The organism is Erythrobacter sp. S249 (genome assembly GCF_057364975.1).
In genome coordinates this window covers 834,637-853,502 of record NZ_CP200287.1, presented here as the reverse complement: position 1 = coordinate 853,502, position 18,866 = coordinate 834,637, and the positions used below count along the sequence as shown (strand labels likewise).

Genomic DNA, 18,866 nt, shown 5'->3' with positions numbered 1-18,866 from the left:
ACCCGAGCTTAAGCAGCGTATTTGGCAGAAAAAGCTAGTTCTCGCTGCAGCTTAAATGAAAAATGCGACTCCATTTCCAGATTGTTAGGTGTTAGCTTTTAGACAGCTAAATATAGCGATTCGAGGCTATTGCCTCTTGGGGAAGCAGAAATGGAAATACCGACGATCAGGTCGAGTGGCCCAGATGCGATGGGCCGGACGGTTCAACTTCAAGATGAATATTCGCGCCGAGCGCGCTGGGGCCGCATCAAGCCGATGGAAAGCCATAGCCCAATGCGCCGCATCCTCTCGCGTATCGTACCTATTCTCGATTGAGACAAAACGGGCTGCGTTCAGCCTGATTTGCCAATCGTGACGAGCTTCGTCTCGGTGTATCCGAGATAGCCTTCCTCCCCGCTTTCTGAGCCAAATCCGCTGTCGCCGACACCGCCAAATGGGGTTTCGGGTGAAGACACGGCCAAGTGGTTGATCGCCACCATTCCCGCGCGCAAATTTTGCCCCAAGTAATGGCTTTCATCCAGCGAGCTGGTGAAGGCATAGGCAGCCAAGCCATAGCGCAGAGCGTTGGCTGTCTCGACCGCGTCCTCGATTGTGTCATAGGGCACAATGCCAGCAATCGGGCCGAATGGTTCTTCCGTCATCAGCCGGCTGTCCATGCTGGGATTGGCCACCACTGTGGGCTGATAGAAGAAGCCGCTGCCTTCGATTGCAGCCCCACCAGTGACGACCTCCCCCTTGCCGCCGCCGAGATCGCCGAGTGCATGCGCCATGGCAGGGACGCGGCGTTCGTGCGCAAGCGGGCCCATTTCGACGCTTTCATCCGCGCCTGCATCGCCAACTTTGATCTGAGCCGCGCGGGCCGCAAATTCGCTGACGAACTTGTCGTAAACGCCGCGGGCCACGAGGAAGCGCGTTGGCGATACGCACACTTGCCCGGCATTGCGGAATTTGCTCGCGACACAGGCAGCGAGACTGCGTTCGAAATCCGCGGTTTCGCTGATGATGACCGGTGCATGCCCGCCAAGCTCTGGCGTGAAGCGTTTCATGTTCTGCGCGGCGAGTGCGCCCAAATGTTTGCCTACCGCTGTTGAGCCAGTGAAGCTGATCTTGCGGGTGATCGGAGAGGCGATCAGGTGCTCTGACACCGGACCGGGATCACCATAGACTAGGTTGATGACGCCCTTTGGCAATCCGCCATCGACCAGTGCTTCGACGAGCATTTGCGCACTGGCCGGGGTGTCCTCGGCAGGCTTGAGAATCACCGAGCAGCCAGCGGCCAATGCTCCGCCGAGCTTTCGTGCGGCCAGGTTCACGGGGAAGTTCCATGGGGTCAGCAACACCGCTGGGCCGACCGGCATATGAAGCACTTGCTGAGACAAAAGGCCGTGATGGCGCGACGGCACCAGACGGCCGCCTTGACGCTTGGCTTCCTCAGCCAGAAAATCGATCACATCGCCAGAGACCACCACCTCGGGCAGCGCCTGCGCGCGCGGTTTGCCCATTTCAGCGGTGATGATATCGGCGATTTGCGGCGCGCGTTCGCGCAGAATTTCTGCGCCGCGGCGCAAGATATTGTAGCGTTCGATACCCGGCGTACTGCTCCAAATTTTGAAGCCTTCGTCTGCTGCTGCCAATGCCGCATCGAGCTGCTCCGACGAGGCCTTTGGACATTGGCCAAGCACCGCCTCGGTCGCCGGATTGGTGACGGCCATTGTGCCATCACCGCCATCCGTCACCCATTCGCCGCCGATCAGCATTTTGATTTGAGGATAGGCGGTCATGGCAATTCTCCAGGCTTACATATGCGCACCAATTGCTGTGCGTTTGTGTGCAGCGGCAGTCTCACCAAAGCCCGCGAAGGAAAGCAAGCATGTTTGTTTCGATTGTAACTTTGTTGCGCGTCACCTAAGGTTCGATTCGAACCCAATGTACCCATATTCCCCCAGGAGTTCGGCATGCTTGTTGGCGTCCCCAAAGAAATCAAAACCCATGAATATCGTGTTGGCCTGACCCCAGAGGCGGCGCGCGAATACATTGCTGCTGGCCACCAAGTGCTTGTCGAAGCCGGTGCGGGCCTAGGCATTAGCAAGGACGATGATGTCTACCTTGCGGCGGGCGCACAGATTGCGGCAGACGCCGCTGAAGTGTTTGCCAAGGCTGACATGATCGTGAAGGTCAAAGAGCCTCAGCCAAGCGAATGGGTGCAGCTGCGCGAGGGACAAATCCTATTCACCTATCTGCACCTCGCGCCCGATCCCGATCAAGCGCGGGGCCTGATGGATGCGGGAATATCAGCTGTCGCCTATGAGACGGTGACGGACCGTCATGGCGGGCTGCCACTGCTTGCCCCGATGAGCGAAGTTGCTGGCCGCCTGTCGATCGAAGCGGCGGGGATGGCGCTGCGAGCGAACAATGGCGGACGCGGCACTTTGATGGGCGGCGTACCCGGTGTGCTGCCTGCCAAAGTGGTTGTGCTGGGCGGCGGCGTGGTTGGAACGCAGGCGGCCCGCATGGCCGTGGGCATGGGCGCGAATGTCGAGATTTTTGACCGCTCGCTGCCGCGCATCCGCCAGCTTGATGATATGTTCCAAGGGCGCGCGACAACGCGATACTCCACCTCTTCCACAATCGAGCAAGCGATCACCGACGCTGACGTCGTGGTTGGCGCAGTGCTGATCCCCGGCGCGAGCGCACCGCATTTGGTCACGCGCGAAATGCTGGGCCTGATGAAGAACCGTGCGGTTCTGGTGGATGTTGCGATTGACCAAGGCGGCGCATTCGAAATGTCAAAGCCGACCACGCACGAGGCCCCGACTTATGAGGTCGATGGAATCATTCACTATTGCGTCGCCAACATGCCCGGCGCGGTGCCACTCACCTCGAGCTATGCGCTCAACAATGCGACCCTGCCATTTGGCCTTGCGCTTGCGAGTAAGGGTGTGGCCGCGTGCGAAGACGACCCCCATCTCGCGCCTGGCCTCAATGTCCATCAGGGCAAGATCGTGAACCAAGCGGTGGCGGACAGCCTCGGTTTCACTTGATGCACCAAGTTGCAAAAAACTGAACATATACTGTCACGAATCCGATGTTTATTCCGGATCAGAACGTGCATTTAAGCGTTGGGTAAACGAAGCATGTCTGAACATGGTCGCTGCGCGCGGAGGGGACTGAGCTCCTCGGTTGTTAAGCGGCTCTACGGAAGTGGCTAATGAAACACCTGAACACCGCACCACTGGTTCGCCAAGTGAACCTCGACGCAGAGCTGGATATCCATGTCGCGCCGGTCACAACCAGCGACAAGGTGGCCTTTGCCTTTGTCAAAATGCTGCGGTTCTTCGCCGACAAGTTCTTCGCCACCCGGTATGGCCACCGCGCCGTTGTGCTGGAGACTGTGGCGGCCGTGCCTGGAATGGTCGGCGGCCTGTGGCAGCACCTCAAGGCGCTGCGCTATATCCGCGATGATGAGGGCTGGATCCGCACTTTGCTGGAAGAGGCAGAGAACGAGCGGATGCATCTGATGACCTTTATCAAGATCGCTGATCCCAACCGGTTTGAGCGCATGCTGATCATGATAACCCAGCTGATCTTCTACAATTTCTATTTCTGGCTCTACCTGTTCGCGCCGCGCACGGCGCACCGGGTGGTGGCGTATTTCGAGGAAGAAGCGGTCTTCAGCTACACCCAATATCTCGCCGAGGTTGATGCTGGGCGACATGAGAATGTGCCGGCGCCTCAGATTGCCATCGACTATTGGCAATTGCCGCAGGATGCGCGGCTGCGCGATGTGATTATCGCCGTTCGCGCGGACGAGGCGGAGCACCGCGACGTCAACCACGACTTTGTGACCGTGATCGACAACAAGCGCGCTGACTGATCTGCGCGCTTGACGCGGGCCCCGCGCTGGTGTTGCGTTTCTCTCGATTTGAATGAGAGAGACGCACCATGAAAACCAGAGCCGCCGTTGCATTTGAAGCCAAAAGGCCGCTTGAGATTGTCGAGCTGGATCTGGAAGGGCCGAAGGCCGGCGAAGTACTGGTCGAGATTATGGCGACCGGGATTTGCCACACCGATGCTTACACGCTGGACGGGCTGGATAGCGAAGGTCTGTTCCCCGGCATTTTGGGCCATGAAGGCGCCGGGATTGTACGGGAAGTTGGCGCAGGCGTGACCTCGGTTGTGCCCGGCGATCATGTCATCCCGCTCTACACGCCTGAATGCAGGCAGTGCAAAATGTGCCTGTCTGGCAAGACCAATCTGTGCAGCGCGATCCGCGAGACGCAGGGCAAGGGTCTGATGCCGGATGGCACATCGCGGTTCAGTTATAAGAGCGAGACGATCTACCATTATATGGGTTGCTCGACGTTCTCTAACTTCACGGTTTTGCCTGAGATCGCCGTCGCTAAGATCCGCACCGACGCACCGTTTGAAAGTGCATGCTATGTCGGCTGCGGGGTGACGACAGGTGTGGGCGCGGTGACCAACACGGCTCAGGTGAAGCCCGGCGACAATGTCGTCGTGTTCGGCCTTGGCGGAATCGGTCTCAACGTGATCCAAGGCGCAAAGATGGCTGGCGCAGACCGGATCGTGGGCGTGGATTTGAACCCAGCCAAACGCGAATGGGGCGAGAAGTTCGGTATGACCGATTTCGTGAACCCCAAAGAGACCTCTGACGTTGTTGACCATCTCTTGGAAATGCTCGATGGCGGCGCAGACTATTCGTTTGATTGCACGGGCAACACCGATGTCATGCGGCAAGCGCTTGAGTGCTGTCACAAGGGGTGGGGCACCAGCATCATCATTGGCGTAGCGGAAGCGGGCAAAGAGATCGCCACGCGTCCATTTCAGCTGGTGACCGGGCGCAATTGGCGCGGCACGGCCTTTGGCGGCGCGAAGGGACGGACTGATGTTCCCAAGATTGTCGACTGGTACATGCAGGGCAAGATCGCGATTGATCCGATGATCACGCACACCCTGACGCTAGAAGAGATCAACAAGGGTTTTGACCTGATGCACTCTGGCGAGAGCATCCGCAGCGTGGTGGTGTATTGATGGCGAGCGCAACTCCAAAGAAGATCAATCTGGCCGACAAGTTTGCTGGCTTCTCTGAGCATTGGGCGCCGCGCCTTGCCGCGCGCTACAATGGCAATGAGGTGCGCCTCGCAAAGGTTGATGGCGAGTTCCACTGGCACAATCATGACGACACCGATGAGCTGTTCTTGGTGGTCGAAGGCGCGCTCGAAATGGAGTTTCGAGATCGCACTGAGCTCCTGTCAGTAGGCGAGCTGATCGTCGTCCCGCGCGGCGTTGAACATCGTCCCTGCGCGCGGCAGGGCGAGGTCAAGCTGGTGATCATGGACGCCGAAGGCACGGCGAACACCGGCGATGAGGCGACGGCGTTCAAGCCCATAGAGGTCTAGTCCGATTTCTGCCTAGCGGGCGTCATCATTCACAAATGGTTGCCGGAAATCGGATAACCGCCTTCGACATTTTTCACATATTTCAGGCCCATCAAAAGCGTGCCTAGATCAGGCCGTGCAAATGGTACGTTCGAGATGTCGACAACGCGGATTAGGCCGTCTTCATCAATAACGAACAGCCCAGGTTCGGCAAAGGGGCCGGCGACATCAGTCCCATTTTGCGGGCCGGATATCATCAAACCCAATTCATGCATCTGCTCGACCGTCAGGCCATAACCGATACGGTAGCCCGGTTTTACCTGAGCCATCTGAGCCGTAGCCCGGTCTTCGCTGTCGGATGACACGGCAACCAATTCCACACCTAACTCGTCAAACTCGGCGCGCTTCTTTTCGAATTGCTGGAGGTATCCGGTGCAAATCGGACAGTGCTTGCCGCGGTAGATGATCAGGACTTGCCAATCGTGAGTGTCATCTGTCTGGCCCAGAGCCAGCTCGCCGCCGCCAAGTTGAGGAACGGTGATTGCTGGAAATTTAGAGCCAGGAACAAGAGGGGATACTGCCATGGGAAAAGTCCTTATTGTTTGGTTTGCCTACACAATTCGTACTTGGCGTGGGATTGGTTACACGCGTAAAAGCCGAAATTGTGGCTCTACACCGCCACGACGTTCTGCTCGATCGCGCCAAAGATCGAGTGGTTGTCCTTATCGCGCATTTCGATCTTCACGCTGTCGCCTTCCCGCATGAAGCGCGTTGTCGCCTCGCCATTTGCAATCGTCTCGATCATGCGGATTTCCGCGATGCAGCTGTAACCAAGCCCGCCTTCGGCAACTGGCTTACCCGGCCCGCCATCTGCGCCCTTGTTACTGACCGTGCCGGAGCCAACGATGGAGCCAGCGCATAGGCTACGGGTCTTGGCTGCATGGGCGACGAGCTGCGCTAAGTTGAACGTCGCGTCCTTGGCCGCTTCCGCGCGGCCAAACGCCTCGCCATTGTAGTCGACCATCAAGGGCAGGTGAATGAGACTGTCCGCCCAGGCATCGCCCAGCTCGTCAGGTGTGACTGCAACAGGTGAGAACGCGCTGGAAGGCTTGGATTGGAAGAAGCCAAAGCCCTTGGCAAGCTCGCCCGGTATCAGCCCGCGAAGGCTCACATCGTTCACCAGCATGATCAGCTTGATGTGACCAGCGGCATCTTCGGCTGACACGCCCATTGGCACATCATCGGTCACCACGGCGACCTCGCCCTCCATGTCGCAGCCCCACGCTGGATCGCCTAGCGGGATGTTGGCGCGCGGCGGCAGGAAGCTGTCAGAGCCGCCCTGATACATCAGCGGATCGGAGTAGAAGCTCTCTGGCACCTCGGCACCGCGCGCTTTGCGTACCAGCTCAACGTGGTTGATGTAGGCGCTGCCATCGGCCCATTGGTAAGCGCGCGGCAGAGGCGAATGCGCTTCACGCTCGTGAAAGCGCTCGCACGGCACGGCCTGATGCTCCACATCGGTGGCGAGCACTTCCAATTGCGGCGCAATCCGCTCCCAATCATCCAGCGCAGCCTGCATGGTCGGCGCGATGTAACCCGCCGCACAGCAGCGCGTGAGATCCTTCGACACAACGACCAATTTGCCATCGCGGGTGCCATCATTGAGCGTTGCTAGTTTCATGCGGAGTTCTCCGGGTTGTCGGGTTGATTGTCTGGGTGGGCACGCTGAAACGCGGGCAGGGCAAGGCACGCCGCCTCGATCTGCGCGATGTGTTTGTGTGCATCGATATCGTATTTGAAGCGCCGGGCGTTGTAGACTTGCGGCAGCAGCAAAGTCTCGAACAGACCCGGCTTATCGAGCAGGAAGTCGCCCGTATGAAGCTGAGCCAGCCGAGCCTCGACCGGCTCCAGCGTGCGGGCCAGCCAGTGACGATACCAGGTGTCGATCGCGTCTTGTGATTGGCCATACTCGTTCTTGAGGTACTTCAAGACCGGCAGGTTGAGCGGCGCGTGTAGCTCTGTCGCGATGGCATAGGTCAGCTCGCGCACAGTGTAGCGTGCCTCAATATCGCGCGGCATCAGCGGCTGGTCAGGATAGGCCTCGTCCAGCCATTCGAGCAGCGCCATGCTCTGCGCGCGGTCGCGGCCATCAGCCTGCAGCATGGGCACAGAGCCGAACGGATTGCGGCTGGTGAACGCCTCGCCCTTTTGTTCAGATGTGAGCAGGTTCACGGGCACATTCTCGTAGCCGAGACCCTTCAGCTCCAATGCGATGCGCAGGCGGTAGCTGGTTGAGCTGCGGAAGTAGCCGTAGAGTTTGATGGCGTGAACCCTCCTTACCCGAACGCCGCGATGCCAGTGACCGCGCGGCCCAGGATGAGCGCATGGACATCATGCGTGCCTTCGTAGGTGTTGACCGTCTCGAGGTTCACTGCATGGCGGATCACTTGGTATTCTTCCGAAATGCCATTGCCGCCGTGCATATCGCGCGCTTGGCGGGCGATGTCCAAAGCCTTACCGACGTTGTTGCGTTTGATGATGCTGATCATGTCGGGTGCAAAGCGGCCTTCGTCCATCAAGCGTCCAACGCGCAGGCTTGACTGCAGGCCCATGGCGATGTCGGTCATCATATCCGCGAGCTTCTTCTGGAACAGCTGCGTAGCGGCCAGAGGCTTGCCAAACTGCTTGCGATCGAGGCCGTATTGGCGTGCGGCATGCATGCAGAATTCCGCTGCGCCCATCGCGCCCCAGCTGATGCCGTATCGCGCGCGGTTGAGGCAGCCGAACGGTCCCTTGAGACCTTGCACATCAGGCAGCACAGCGTCGGCGGGCAGCTTCACATCGTCCATCACGATCATGCCGGTGGTCGATGCGCGCAGGCTGATCTTGCCTTCGATCTTGGGTGCGGACAGCCCCTTCATCCCCTTCTCAAGCACGAAGCCGCGAATGCCGCCGCCATGCTCTTCGCTCTTGGCCCAAACGACGAAGACGTCAGCAAAGGGCGAGTTTGAGATCCAGGTTTTGGAGCCGTTGATGACGTAGCCCCCATTCTCCCCGGCGCCGTCCTTCTTCGCGACGGTCTTCATACCAGCAGGGTCTGAACCCGCGTCTGGCTCTGTCAGGCCGAAGCAGCCGATGAGCTCGCCGGAGGAGAGGCCGGGCAGGTACTTGCGCCGCTGCTCCTCTGACCCATAGGCGTATATCGGGTGCATCACGAGGCTCGATTGGACGCTCGCCATAGAGCGATAACCGCTGTCCACGCGCTCAATCTCGCGCGCGATCAGGCCGTATGCGACATAGCTTGCGCCAACGCCGCCATATTCCTCTGGAATGGTCGCGCCGAGCAGCCCGGCCTGACCCATCAGCGGGAACAGCTCCGGTGCGGCGGTTTCATTGCGATAGGCCTCGATCACGCGCGGCTGCAGCTCGCTCTGCGCGAACGCATGGGCGCTGTCGCGGATCATCCGCTCGTCCTCGGTCAGCTGCGTTTCGAGATCGAAGGGGTCTTCCCAATTGAAGGGCGCCATTCCGGCCATTAGTTACTCCTGAAACCAGTTTAGAGGGTCTGTTGCAGGCTTCGTTGCCTCCTGCAAGCTTTGCGTTGGCCGTTTTCGGCTTTGGAACACATACGCCGTTTTCAAATGTGTGACTTTTGAAATTACCGCCCGTTTATCAGAGGTTTGGGGCGGATGCACGGATGCAAAGTGTGACTTTTGGGAAATGCGCTGTTCCAAGGCTGTTTTCAGGGTGGCTGAGACCATAGGCGCGGCGCCCGCTGTAGGACAGCTTTGCGCCCATCGCGCCATCATACCGCCGGCCTGTTCGCGACCAAATCTTCGACCACGCTCGGGTCGGCCAATGTCGAGGTGTCGCCCAGACTGCCCATGTCATTCTCGGCGATTTTGCGCAGGATCCGCCGCATGATCTTACCGCTGCGGGTCTTGGGCAGGCCTGGGGCAAATTGCAGCACATCCGGCGTCGCGATCGGGCCAATTTCCTTGCGCACCCATTGCACCAGTTCACGCCGCAAATCCTCGCTGTCTTCGGTGCCTGCATTGGTCGTGACATAGGCGTAGATGCCTTGGCCCTTTACCTCGTGCGGCATCCCAACCACCGCGGCCTCGGCCACCAGCGGATGCTCGACCAGCGCACTTTCCACCTCGGCGGTGCCCATGCGGTGGCCAGAGACATTGATCACATCATCGATCCGGCCTGTGATCCAGTAATAGCCATCCGCGTCCCGGCGGCAGCCATCGCCGCTGAAATAATAGCCAGGATATTGGCTGAAATAGGTGTCAAAAAAGCGCTTGTGATCGCCGTAAACGGTGCGCATCTGCCCCGGCCAGCTGTCGGTGATCACGAGCGCGCCAGAGGCTGCGCCCTCCAGCATAGTGCCCTTTTCCGCATCGACCAAACCGGGCTGAACCCCGAACATTGGCGTGCTGGCGCTGCCGGGCTTTAACGCAGTTGCGCCGGGCAGGGGGGTGATCATCGCGCCCGCCGTCTCGGTCTGCCACCAAGTGTCGACGATGGGGCAGCGGCGCTCTCCCACCACGCGGTGATACCAATCCCACGCCTCTGGATTGATCGGTTCGCCCACGCTGCCGAGTAGGCGGAGCGAGGAGCGATCCGTCTTTGTCACAAACTCATCGCCTTCGCGCATCAGCGCGCGCAAGGCAGTGGGGGCGGCGTAGAAAATCTCGACCTTGTGCTTGTCGATAACGTTCCAGAACCGCGAGTGGTCGGGATAGTTGGGCACGCCTTCGAACATCACCTGCGTCGCGCCGTTCAGCAGCGGACCGTAAACGACATAGGAATGCCCGGTGACCCAGCCGACATCAGCCGCGCACCAATAGATTTGGCCCGGTGTGTAATCGAACACATATTCATGCGTCATGCTGGTCCACACGGCATAGCCGCCGGTTGTGTGCAGCACGCCCTTCGGCTTTCCGGTGGAGCCTGAGGTGTAGAGGATGAACAGCGGGTCTTCTGCATCTATCACCTCTGGTTCGCATTCATCGCTCGCTGCGCCGATGGCGTCGTGCCACCAGATGTCGCGGCCTTCAGTGAAGCCGACATCACTGCCAGTGTGCTTCAGCATAATGACACGGCTGACATCGACCTTTTCCAGGGCCGCATCGACATTGGCTTTGAGTGGAACTTTCTTGCCTCCGCGCAGGCCCTCGTCGGCGGTTAACACAATGTCGGATTGGCAATCGGATATCCGGCCCGCCAGCGCATCAGGAGAGAAACCCGCAAACACGACAGAATGCACCGCGCCGATCCGCGCGCAGGCGAGCATGGCAATTGCGGCCTCTGGCACCATGGGCAGATAGATCGTGACCCGGTCGCCTTTCGTGACGCCGTTTGATTTCAACACATTGGCAAAACGACAAACCTCGCGGTGAAGCTCGCGGTAGGTGAGGGTGCGCCCCGGCGTGCTGGGATCATCCGGTTCCCAGATGATCGCCGCGGTGTCTCCGCGTTTCGGCAAATGCCGGTCGAGCGCATTGGCGCAGATGTTGAGCTTCCCGCCGAGGAACCAGCCGATGCGAAAATCAGCTTCGTGATAGCTTACGTCTTTGACGGTTTCGAATGGCTGGATCCAATCGATCCGCTGCGCTTCCTCGCGCCAGAACCCGTCAGGATCGCTGATCGAACGGGCATAGTGGGCCTGATATTTGGCTGCGTTGAACTTTGCGTTTGTCGCCCATTCGTCTGGCACAGGAAACAGGTCTTGGCTCACGTATCGCTCTCCGTCTTTTATGACGTACAGGGATAAGCGAAGCGGAGGCGTGTGGGAAGCGCCGCGTTAGTGGATACGCGATTTGACGCGATTATTGGTCTTCGAGGATCTTCACCACCGTGCGCAGCATTTCATTGGGCGGGCAGGGTTTCAGCAAAGTCGTTGCCTCTGGAAAACGCTCGTTCACTTCATCACGAGTGAACTGGCCGGAGTGGAAGATGATCGGCACGTCTTCATCGCGCAATTTCTGTGCGAGCGGATAGACGATGCCGTCATCCAATTGCACATCCAGAATTGCCAAGTCGGGCTTGTTCTTCTGGAACGAGAGCATCGCTGAGGAGATATCGGTGTGCGGACCGGCCACTTCGAACCCGGCTTCTTCCACCGTTTCGCAGAGGTCAAAACCGACGATTCGCTCGTCTTCAGCGACCAAAATCCGTGCCTGAGTCATTGTCCTCTCCTCGTTCACATATTCCTATGTAACACAGTTTGGGCAAATGTTTCCCATTTATTTCAACCGTTTTGGCCAAACTTGTTGGAAAAGCCTGCTTCATCGCCAGCGGCAAGCAGCTTTGCTTGCTCCACCCAGCTGTCGCGGCGGATGCGCCCTTTGAAGCGATCAAGCTGATCATCGACCCGGTCGATATCGGCCTCATCCCAGCTAGCGATCTCAGCAAACGTCGTCACTCCAAGGGTGTTCAGCAGCCCGGCGAGCTTCGGTCCCAGGCCCTTGATCTGGGTCAGATCATCTGCTGCGCCAGAGGACGGCGCGGGGGCAGGCATGTCCGCTTCACCGGCGGGCTCGCTTGGCGCTTCGCCCAGAACGGGCGGGGCAGGATCTTCTTGGATCAGCGGCGCGACGGGTTCAGGTGTCGGCGTTGGTTCAGGGGTGGGCGCGGGTGCTGGTGCTGGCTCAGGCGTGGCCTCAGGCACCGGAACGCCTGTATCGTTGACCGCAGCCTTAGGCGCATCGATGAGCGCTTGATTGCGGGCCGCAGGCGCAGCGCCTTCGTCCAGAACATCTTTCGTGTCCTTGTCGACGACTGATGCTTTGCGGTTTGCCGACAGCCAGAAAAACGCCAGCAACAGCACCACAATCGCGACAATCAGAATGACGGGCCAATTGGCCTCAAAGAACTCAGGTGTCATCTCTCAATCCTATGAATTACCACTTTGCCTACGCGCCATAGCAGCGACGCTTCGCGCATTCCAAGCGGTCATCATAAGTTTTGAGAGATTGGTGCGCCTCAGCCGCCCCTCATGCTGCCTGCAAGGGCGTTCAGCCGGATGAATTCCTGCCGCCAGTAATCATCCTGAGAGCCCGCGAGCGTTTCAATATCGCTGTGGCCAAAGCCTTTCATGAGATTGTCCCCGCGAAGCAATTGACCATAGGCGGCAACGGCGCTGGCAAAGGCAAAATCGCCGGACGGTTGTTTCGCTTGCAGCAGTTCGCTGCGTTTTACCAACCGCTCAATCAGGCGCGATTTATCGCCATCGGGCAATTTGTAACGCAGCTTTACCTGAGCGACCTCCGCCTCGCGGCTTTGCGCGGTTTGCGAGGGCTTGTCTTCATAGCGGCGCGGCGCGATCCAGCCTTCGGTTCCGGTGGGGACAATCTCGTAAATAGCGGTGACTTGATGGCCTGCGCCAATGTCGCCAGCATCGACCGCATCATTGTTGAAGTCTTCCTCACGCAGCGCGCGGTTTTCATAGCCGACCAAGCGATATTGGCTGACGACTGCCGGGTTAAATTCGACCTGGATTTTGACGTCTTTGGCGATGGTGAAAAGGGTGGAGCTCATCTCTTCGCCCAGAACCTTTTTCGCCTCCAGCGCACTGTCGATATAGGCGTAATTGCCGTTTCCGTGATTGGCGACCTGCTCCATCATCGCTTCGTTGTAATTGCCTTGGCCAAAGCCGAGCGTGGTGAGCGTGATGCCGCTGTCGCGCTTTTCCTCGATCAGTTCGATCAGCGCGTCCTGGCTCGATACGCCGACGTTGAAGTCACCGTCAGTGGCCAGGACCACGCGGTTGACGCCGCCTTTGATGAAGCTGTCCTCCGCGATGTTGTAGGCAAGCTTCAAGCCTGCGCCACCAGCTGTTGAGCCGCCAGCGGAAAGCTCGTCCAGAGCGCGGCGGATTTTCTTTGTGTCATTGGTGGGTTCGAGCACCATGCCCGCAGCGCCTGCGTAGACGACGATGGATACGCGGTCCTGCGGCGAAAGCTCACCAGCGAGGCCTGCCAGCGCGGTTTTGACCAAGGGCAGCTTGTCCGGCTGGCCCATCGAACCTGACACATCCATCAGGAATACGAGATTTGCCGGTGGGCGATCTTCGCGCGGCAAATCATAGCCGCGCAGGCCAATCCGCATCAGATAGGTGTCTTCGTTCCACGGTGTGCGGGCGATGTCTGTGTTCACACTGAACGGCTGAGAGCGGTCGGCTGGTTTGGCGTAATCATAACGGAAATAGTTGATCATTTCCTCGGTGCGCACGGCGGCACGCGGCGGCATCTGCCCTTGCGTGAGGAAGCGGCGCGCATTGGCATAGGCGCCGGTGTCAACATCGACGCTGAAGGTGGAGACAGGCTCTGCGCTGGTCAGTTTGACTGGCGAGACCTCTTCGCCGTCATATTGCTCGCGGCCCGGATCGGTTGGCACGCGCACGGGCGGGACGCTGATAATCGGGGGCGGACGGCGGCGGGTCACAGGTGCGTAGTCTGCACCAGCGATCCGCGCGCCCGTGACGACTACCGTTTCTGCGGCGACGGGCGCTGGTGGGGGTGGCGGCGGCGGAGGCGGCGGCGGAGGCGGTGGTGGAGGTGCGACAGCGACCTTTTCATCAGGTTGGCCGGTTGTGGCGACATTGCCCTGATTGGCTGCGCAGCCCGCTATCACCAGGCTTAGCAAGCCAACGCCTGCCAGTTTAAACGCTAGGTTTGAATTCCGCATCTTCACGACTCCCCACAATAACCCTCGAGATGCAAAGCTCTGCTTTTGGGCGTTAATCGTGACTGAACGTGCCGGACGCGCGGTGAAACGGGTGGGCTTGGAGGCTCTCTATCCGCCCACATTCTTGCGGAACAGCAGGCGGTCTTCCTCGCCAAATCCGCGGCGCCAGATGACCCAGCCGAATGTCAGCAGGATTGCCGGAATTCCGAACAACAGCTCGGCCCATTCCGGCAGCCATGTGGCCGCTGTACCCACGACGACGGCGGGCGCGGCGGCCCAGACCAAGGCCCAGCGCCAGTTGCTGACCGGGGCCTTCAATAGCTTCTTGAGCAGCAGCGCCTTGACCAAGCTCGCGCATCCCAATGCAATCAGCAAGGCGAGCGCTGCACCGGCGGCCTTAAACGGCTCGGAAAACCCGAGGTGTTCGACCCCTTTGATAATCCCAATGGTGAGCGCAGCCTGCAGCGCAATCGTGCCGACCGAAATCAGCAGGTTTCGCTTGCGCGCAATGTAAACCAGCACGCTTTCCGAGACGACCGCCATAGCCGCGGCCACCTCTGCGGCGAGCAGGAAGGCTAGCGCGCCAGTGCCGCCAACATATTGCGGTCCGATGAGGCCCATCACGCCTTCGCCCGGTACGCCCAGCGCAAGTGCAATCGCGGCCTGAGCGGCGATGATCCAGAAACCGACTTGGCGGACCTGAGCTGCGATGGCGGCGTAGTTCTTGCTCTTCAGGTTTTTGGTAATGACCGGGCCCAGCACTGGCTCAAAGCTGGTTTTGAGTTTCTGCGGCAGGCTCGCGATTTGCTGAGCCATGTAATAGACCGCGACGGCGGCGGGTGAGGCGAAGAAGCCGAGGATAAAGATATCAACCCGGCGCGTGCCCCATTCGACGGCATCTGCACCCATCAGCGGCAGAGCGCGTGCGGTGACTTTCCACATATAGCGCGGACGAGGACGCCATCCGCTCGGCAATCCATAGCTGCGCAAGAACGACCAGGCGGCGGTCACCAGTGCGGCGTATATCGAGCAGATGAACGCAAGGGCTAGGCCAGCTTCGCGAAACTCAGTGATGCCATTGTAAAGCGGCAGGTAGAAGAACACGCCCGCCATGATCGATATCGTCCACGGCTCCACTATGGCCCGCGCGCGCACGGTGGTGGCGATGTCGTATTTGTATGCCTGCGCGGCCAGCAGAATTTCCGTGAGCGCAATGGCTGGGATCGCCGCAATCAGCCAGATGTCATAGTCGCTGTTCATCCCGTTCGGGAACATCACGACCGGGAACAGCCACAGGATCAGGCCGGCGAATGCGGACAGGATCAGCGCAATCAGCATCCCGTCGAACACGAGATTGACCTTGGCTCGCTCGGCCTCGGGTCCGTCGCCATCTGTGCCCTCGGTCAGGCGCTGAGCCAAGCCGCGCTTTTCGCCGAGAGAACAAACGAGTCCGAGGATTTCGATCAGGACAAGCGCAGAGGCGAAGCGTCCGACCGCGTCAATTCCGTACAGCCGCCCGGCGATAAACAGAAAGGGCAGGCGGGCAACCAGCCGCAGGATGAAACCAAAGAAATTGGTCCGACCACCCTTAGCCAGCGCCTGCATATCGGCGTTGTCATCGCCGGGTGTGCTGGCTGCTCCGCTGGCTGGCGGCGAAGATGAGGCTGGGGGTAGGCTCAAGCCTGATGGTTCCTGTTCTCGCGTTCTTGCTCCGCCTTTAGCGGACGAGCGAGCAGGCTGGCGACTGCGGTGCGCGGGCTTTCCCCGGCGAGGATTGCATTGACGGCGATCACAATCGGCATGGTGATGCCGCGTTCCTCGGCCAGACGCTTGAGAACGGGCGCGGTGTGCGCCCCTTCTGCAACGGTGCGGCGATCCGCCATCAGATCAGTGGCAGACCCGCCTTCGCCAAGGGCCTTGCCGAGCGAGAAATTGCGGCTGGAGGTGGAGGAGCAGGTGAGCACCAGATCACCCAGACCGCACAGCCCGGCGAGTGTTTCAGCCTCTGCGCCCAGCGCTTCGCCAAAGCGCAGCATTTCGGCATAGCCGCGCGCGATCAGGGCCGCGCGGGCATTCTGGCCCAGCGCCAGGCCGTCGACCACGCCGCAGGCAATCGCGAGCACGTTTTTGATTGCGCCGCCGATCTCTGCGCCGGTCACATCATGGGTGTAATACGGGCGGAACGATGGTCGGGCGATTTCTGGCGAAAGGCGCTCCCACTGCGCATTGCCGCCGCCGCATGCGAGCGTGACCGCCGTGGGCAGGCCGTCTGCAACCTCATGCGCGAAGGTGGGGCCGGATAGGACGGCGATGTCGCTGTCTGGACAGGCGGTTTTGGCAACCTCATTCATCAGCTGACCCGTGCCCGCATCGATGCCTTTGGAACACAGCACCAGATCGCGCGGCGCCTTTGGCAATTGCGACAGCACCGCGCCGAGGTTTTGCGCCGGTGTCACCGCCAGAACCGCGTCCAGCTGCGCCAGATCGGCAATATTATTGGTCGCGCGAATGCTGGGCGAAAGCGTTGCTGATGGCAGGTATAGCGCGTTGCGATGCTCTAAATTGATCGCATCGACCAAATCCGCCTCATAGGCCCAAATCAGCACATCGCGCCCGTCGGTGCTGAGCATTTGTGCAAGAGCCGTGCCCCATGCGCCTGCGCCAATCACGCCTATCTTGGGAAGAGCCGTCATTATGCTTTCACTCCTGCGCCGCGCGCTTTTTCCGCCTCTGGATCAAGCGGCCAGCGCGGACGCGCCTTGAAATCGAGCGGATCAGATTGCTCCAGCGGCATGCGTTCACACCCGGCCCAAGCGATCATCGCGGCGTTATCTGTACACAGCGCCAAGGGCGGCGCGGCAAAGCGCATGTGATGTTTGTTGGCGAAGGCTTCAAGCGCGGATCGGATCGCGGTGTTGGCCGCAACGCCTCCGGCAACCACTAGGGCGGGAGGCGTTTCTAAGCCTTTCAGGGCGTGGTTTAACCGGTCGATCAGGCAGTCAATCGCTGCCTGCTGAAAGCTCGCAGCAATGTCTTCGGACCGGTGCCCCCCGCTGTCATAGGCCCGCAAAACCGCGCTTTTGAGGCCAGCGAAGGAGAAATGCGGTTCCTTTGATCCCTTTAGCGGGCGGGGCAGCGGAACGGTGGAGGCATCGCCGGAGAGCGCTAACTTTTCCACCTTCGGCCCACCGGGATAACCGAGGCCCAGGATCTTGGCAGTCTTATCGAACGCTTCACCCAAGGCATCATCGATCGTGGTTGCAAGGCGGCGATATTCGCCAACGCCTTCCACCAGCAGGATTTGGCAATGCCCGCCCGATGCGAGCAACAGCAGATAAGGAAAGTTAAGCTCAGGATCAGCCAGGCGCGGGGAGAGTGCATGCCCCTCCAGATGATTGATCGCGATCAGCGGCTTGCCCGATGCCATTGCCAGCGCCTTTGCGCTGACCAGGCCAACCATCACCCCGCCGATCAGGCCGGGGCCAGCGGTGGCGGCAATCGCATCCACATCCTCCAGCGTCATTTCTGCATCCGCCATCACCGCCTCCAGCATTGGGGCGAGGCGCTCTGCATGCGCGCGGGCAGCGATTTCTGGCACGACCCCGCCATAGGGCGCGTGCTCCGCCTCTTGGCTGGCAATCCGCTGAGCAAAGATTGTCCGATCGCCGCGCACCACAGCAACCGCCGTCTCATCACAGCTAGATTCGATGCCTAACACGGTAGGGTTGTCGGGTATGATTGACGGCAATTCACTCATGCGGCTTTTCCTTAGTCGCTTAGGTGGTTAGAGCAAGCGTGCCTATGAGCCAGCCTAACGATCAGAGCAGCGCGGCGGATGCCGCAAACCCCATTAAGATGCGGCTTGGAACGCGCGAATCTCCGCTTGCGATGGCGCAGGCGTACGAGACGCGGCGGCGGCTGTGCGAGGCGCATGGCTGGAGCGAGGATCAGGTCGAATTGGTGCCGGTGCGCGCCAGCGGTGACAAGATCCAAGACCGCCCGCTGGCTGATATCGGCGGCAAAGCGCTGTGGACCAAAGAGCTCGATCAGTGGCTTGGCGAGGGGCAGATTGATGCCGCGGTGCATTCGCTCAAAGATGTTGAGACGATCCGGCCTGATAGCTTTGTAATGGCGGCGTTTTTGCCGCGTGCGGACCGCCGCGATGTGTTGATCGGGGCGAGTGCTATTGCGGCGATCCCGCCGGGGTCTAAGGTCGGCACCAGCGCGCCGCGACGGGCTTCGCAATTGCTCAATCAGCGGCCAGATCTTGAAGTGGTGATGTTTCGCGGGAATGTCGCAACCCGGCTGGCGAAATTGCAGGCGGGCGAGGCGGATGTGACCTTCCTCGCAGCAGCTGGACTGGAGCGTTTGGGCGAAACTGGCGTGGGCACTCCGCTGGAGACTGGCGATTGGATCCCGGCGGCCTCTCAGGGCGCGATTGGGATTGAATGCGCCGCTGGCAATGAGGCCGCTTTAAAGGCTGTTGCCGCGATTGATCATGCTCAGACCCGCGCTGAAGTTCTGGCGGAGCGCGCTCTGCTTGAGGCGCTCGGCGGCACCTGTCACAGCCCGGTTGCTGTGCTGTGCGAGGCTGATGGAGACCGCATTTCGATGCGCGCCGCCCTGTTCAGCCCGGATGGGGCAGAACGTGTGGAGGGCGAGGCGTGCTTTGCCATTGGCGATGCTGCTGCGGCGAAAGCGCTGGCGGCGGACCTGCTGTCGCGCGCTGGGCCGGGCACCACCCCGCACTTTGGCGGCGCTGGCTAGGCCGGA

General features: G+C 60.0%; 17 protein-coding genes. 5 read left to right on the top strand and 12 right to left on the bottom strand.

Annotated features, from left to right (window positions below; genetic code table 11):
• Positions 1-332 precede the first annotated feature (332 nt).
• Positions 333-1,781 (bottom strand): NAD-dependent succinate-semialdehyde dehydrogenase, encoded by a 1,449-nt coding sequence (locus tag AC0V6V_RS04160; RefSeq protein ID WP_486164182.1) that lies wholly within the window; start codon positions 1,779-1,781, stop codon positions 333-335.
• A gap of 174 nt (positions 1,782-1,955) precedes the next feature.
• On the opposite strand from AC0V6V_RS04160, the gene ald reads away from it, so the two are divergent.
• The 4 genes from ald to AC0V6V_RS04140 all read left to right on the top strand — a co-directional run bounded on the left by ald (position 1,956) and on the right by AC0V6V_RS04140 (position 5,417).
• Positions 1,956-3,041, top strand: a complete 1,086-nt coding sequence (ald, locus tag AC0V6V_RS04155) for an alanine dehydrogenase (protein ID WP_486164181.1) — start codon at positions 1,956-1,958, stop codon at positions 3,039-3,041.
• A gap of 167 nt (positions 3,042-3,208) precedes the next feature.
• On the top strand, positions 3,209-3,874 hold the full coding sequence (locus tag AC0V6V_RS04150; RefSeq protein ID WP_486164180.1) for an alternative oxidase: 666 nt from the start codon (positions 3,209-3,211) through the stop codon (positions 3,872-3,874).
• A 68-nt stretch (positions 3,875-3,942) separates the two neighbouring features.
• Entirely contained in the window at positions 3,943-5,049 is a 1,107-nt protein-coding gene (locus AC0V6V_RS04145; RefSeq protein WP_486164179.1) for an S-(hydroxymethyl)glutathione dehydrogenase/class III alcohol dehydrogenase, read from the top strand.
• Positions 5,049-5,417: a cupin domain-containing protein gene (locus tag AC0V6V_RS04140; RefSeq protein WP_486164178.1), complete on the top strand. Its 369-nt coding sequence runs from the start codon at positions 5,049-5,051 to the stop codon at positions 5,415-5,417. The genes AC0V6V_RS04145 and AC0V6V_RS04140 overlap by 1 nt, the downstream gene beginning before the upstream one ends.
• A 29-nt stretch (positions 5,418-5,446) precedes the next feature.
• On the opposite strand, the gene AC0V6V_RS04135 is transcribed toward AC0V6V_RS04140, so the two are convergent.
• The 11 genes from AC0V6V_RS04135 to tsaD all read right to left on the bottom strand — a co-directional run bounded on the left by AC0V6V_RS04135 (position 5,447) and on the right by tsaD (position 17,850).
• Entirely contained in the window at positions 5,447-5,980 is a 534-nt protein-coding gene (locus AC0V6V_RS04135) for a peroxiredoxin-like family protein (protein WP_486164177.1), read from the bottom strand.
• Between the two features lie 86 nt (positions 5,981-6,066).
• Complete coding sequence (locus AC0V6V_RS04130) at positions 6,067-7,077, bottom strand: fumarylacetoacetate hydrolase family protein (protein WP_486164176.1); 1,011 nt, start codon at positions 7,075-7,077, stop codon at positions 6,067-6,069.
• Positions 7,074-7,718, bottom strand: coding sequence for a maleylacetoacetate isomerase (maiA, locus tag AC0V6V_RS04125; protein ID WP_486166040.1), 645 nt, complete (start codon positions 7,716-7,718; stop codon positions 7,074-7,076). The genes AC0V6V_RS04130 and maiA overlap by 4 nt, the downstream gene beginning before the upstream one ends.
• Before the next feature lie 14 nt (positions 7,719-7,732).
• Positions 7,733-8,923, bottom strand: a complete 1,191-nt coding sequence (locus AC0V6V_RS04120) for an acyl-CoA dehydrogenase (RefSeq protein WP_486166039.1) — start codon at positions 8,921-8,923, stop codon at positions 7,733-7,735.
• Between the two features lie 278 nt (positions 8,924-9,201).
• On the bottom strand, positions 9,202-11,142 hold the full coding sequence (acs, locus tag AC0V6V_RS04115; protein ID WP_486164175.1) for an acetate--CoA ligase: 1,941 nt from the start codon (positions 11,140-11,142) through the stop codon (positions 9,202-9,204).
• Positions 11,143-11,233: 91 nt separating this feature from the next.
• Positions 11,234-11,593 (bottom strand): response regulator, encoded by a 360-nt coding sequence (locus tag AC0V6V_RS04110; protein WP_486164174.1) that lies wholly within the window; start codon positions 11,591-11,593, stop codon positions 11,234-11,236.
• A 62-nt stretch (positions 11,594-11,655) separates the two neighbouring features.
• Positions 11,656-12,291 carry a hypothetical protein gene (locus AC0V6V_RS04105; protein ID WP_486164173.1) on the bottom strand — a complete coding sequence of 212 codons (636 nt, stop codon included), beginning with the start codon at positions 12,289-12,291 and terminating at the stop codon, positions 11,656-11,658.
• Between the two features lie 98 nt (positions 12,292-12,389).
• Positions 12,390-14,093, bottom strand: coding sequence for a vWA domain-containing protein (locus AC0V6V_RS04100; protein ID WP_486164172.1), 1,704 nt, complete (start codon positions 14,091-14,093; stop codon positions 12,390-12,392).
• A gap of 108 nt (positions 14,094-14,201) precedes the next feature.
• A complete protein-coding gene (locus AC0V6V_RS04095) occupies positions 14,202-15,698 on the bottom strand; it encodes a lipopolysaccharide biosynthesis protein (protein WP_486166038.1) in 1,497 nt (498 codons plus the stop codon).
• A 71-nt stretch (positions 15,699-15,769) separates the two neighbouring features.
• Positions 15,770-16,786 carry an NAD(P)H-dependent glycerol-3-phosphate dehydrogenase gene (locus tag AC0V6V_RS04090; protein WP_486164171.1) on the bottom strand — a complete coding sequence of 339 codons (1,017 nt, stop codon included), beginning with the start codon at positions 16,784-16,786 and terminating at the stop codon, positions 15,770-15,772.
• Positions 16,786-17,850 (bottom strand): tRNA (adenosine(37)-N6)-threonylcarbamoyltransferase complex transferase subunit TsaD, encoded by a 1,065-nt coding sequence (gene tsaD / locus AC0V6V_RS04085; RefSeq protein WP_486164170.1) that lies wholly within the window; start codon positions 17,848-17,850, stop codon positions 16,786-16,788. The genes AC0V6V_RS04090 and tsaD overlap by 1 nt, the downstream gene beginning before the upstream one ends.
• Positions 17,851-17,948: 98 nt before the next feature.
• On the opposite strand from tsaD, the gene hemC reads away from it, so the two are divergent.
• Positions 17,949-18,860, top strand: a complete 912-nt coding sequence (hemC, locus tag AC0V6V_RS04080; protein ID WP_486166037.1) for a hydroxymethylbilane synthase — start codon at positions 17,949-17,951, stop codon at positions 18,858-18,860.
• Positions 18,861-18,866: the final 6 nt, after the last annotated feature.

Coding starts and splice junctions, on each gene's coding strand:
- AC0V6V_RS04160 (WP_486164182.1), bottom strand. CDS start 1,781: ATGACCGCCTATCCTCAAATCAAAATGCTGATCGGCGGCGAATGGGTG.
- ald (WP_486164181.1), top strand. CDS start 1,956: ATGCTTGTTGGCGTCCCCAAAGAAATCAAAACCCATGAATATCGTGTT.
- AC0V6V_RS04150 (WP_486164180.1), top strand. CDS start 3,209: ATGAAACACCTGAACACCGCACCACTGGTTCGCCAAGTGAACCTCGAC.
- AC0V6V_RS04145 (WP_486164179.1), top strand. CDS start 3,943: ATGAAAACCAGAGCCGCCGTTGCATTTGAAGCCAAAAGGCCGCTTGAG.
- AC0V6V_RS04140 (WP_486164178.1), top strand. CDS start 5,049: ATGGCGAGCGCAACTCCAAAGAAGATCAATCTGGCCGACAAGTTTGCT.
- AC0V6V_RS04135 (WP_486164177.1), bottom strand. CDS start 5,980: ATGGCAGTATCCCCTCTTGTTCCTGGCTCTAAATTTCCAGCAATCACC.
- AC0V6V_RS04130 (WP_486164176.1), bottom strand. CDS start 7,077: ATGAAACTAGCAACGCTCAATGATGGCACCCGCGATGGCAAATTGGTC.
- AC0V6V_RS04120 (WP_486166039.1), bottom strand. CDS start 8,923: ATGGCGCCCTTCAATTGGGAAGACCCCTTCGATCTCGAAACGCAGCTG.
- AC0V6V_RS04110 (WP_486164174.1), bottom strand. CDS start 11,593: ATGACTCAGGCACGGATTTTGGTCGCTGAAGACGAGCGAATCGTCGGT.
- AC0V6V_RS04105 (WP_486164173.1), bottom strand. CDS start 12,291: ATGACACCTGAGTTCTTTGAGGCCAATTGGCCCGTCATTCTGATTGTC.
- AC0V6V_RS04100 (WP_486164172.1), bottom strand. CDS start 14,093: ATGCGGAATTCAAACCTAGCGTTTAAACTGGCAGGCGTTGGCTTGCTA.
- AC0V6V_RS04095 (WP_486166038.1), bottom strand. CDS start 15,698: ATGCAGGCGCTGGCTAAGGGTGGTCGGACCAATTTCTTTGGTTTCATC.
- AC0V6V_RS04090 (WP_486164171.1), bottom strand. CDS start 16,786: ATGACGGCTCTTCCCAAGATAGGCGTGATTGGCGCAGGCGCATGGGGC.
- tsaD (WP_486164170.1), bottom strand. CDS start 17,850: ATGAGTGAATTGCCGTCAATCATACCCGACAACCCTACCGTGTTAGGC.
- hemC (WP_486166037.1), top strand. CDS start 17,949: ATGCGGCTTGGAACGCGCGAATCTCCGCTTGCGATGGCGCAGGCGTAC.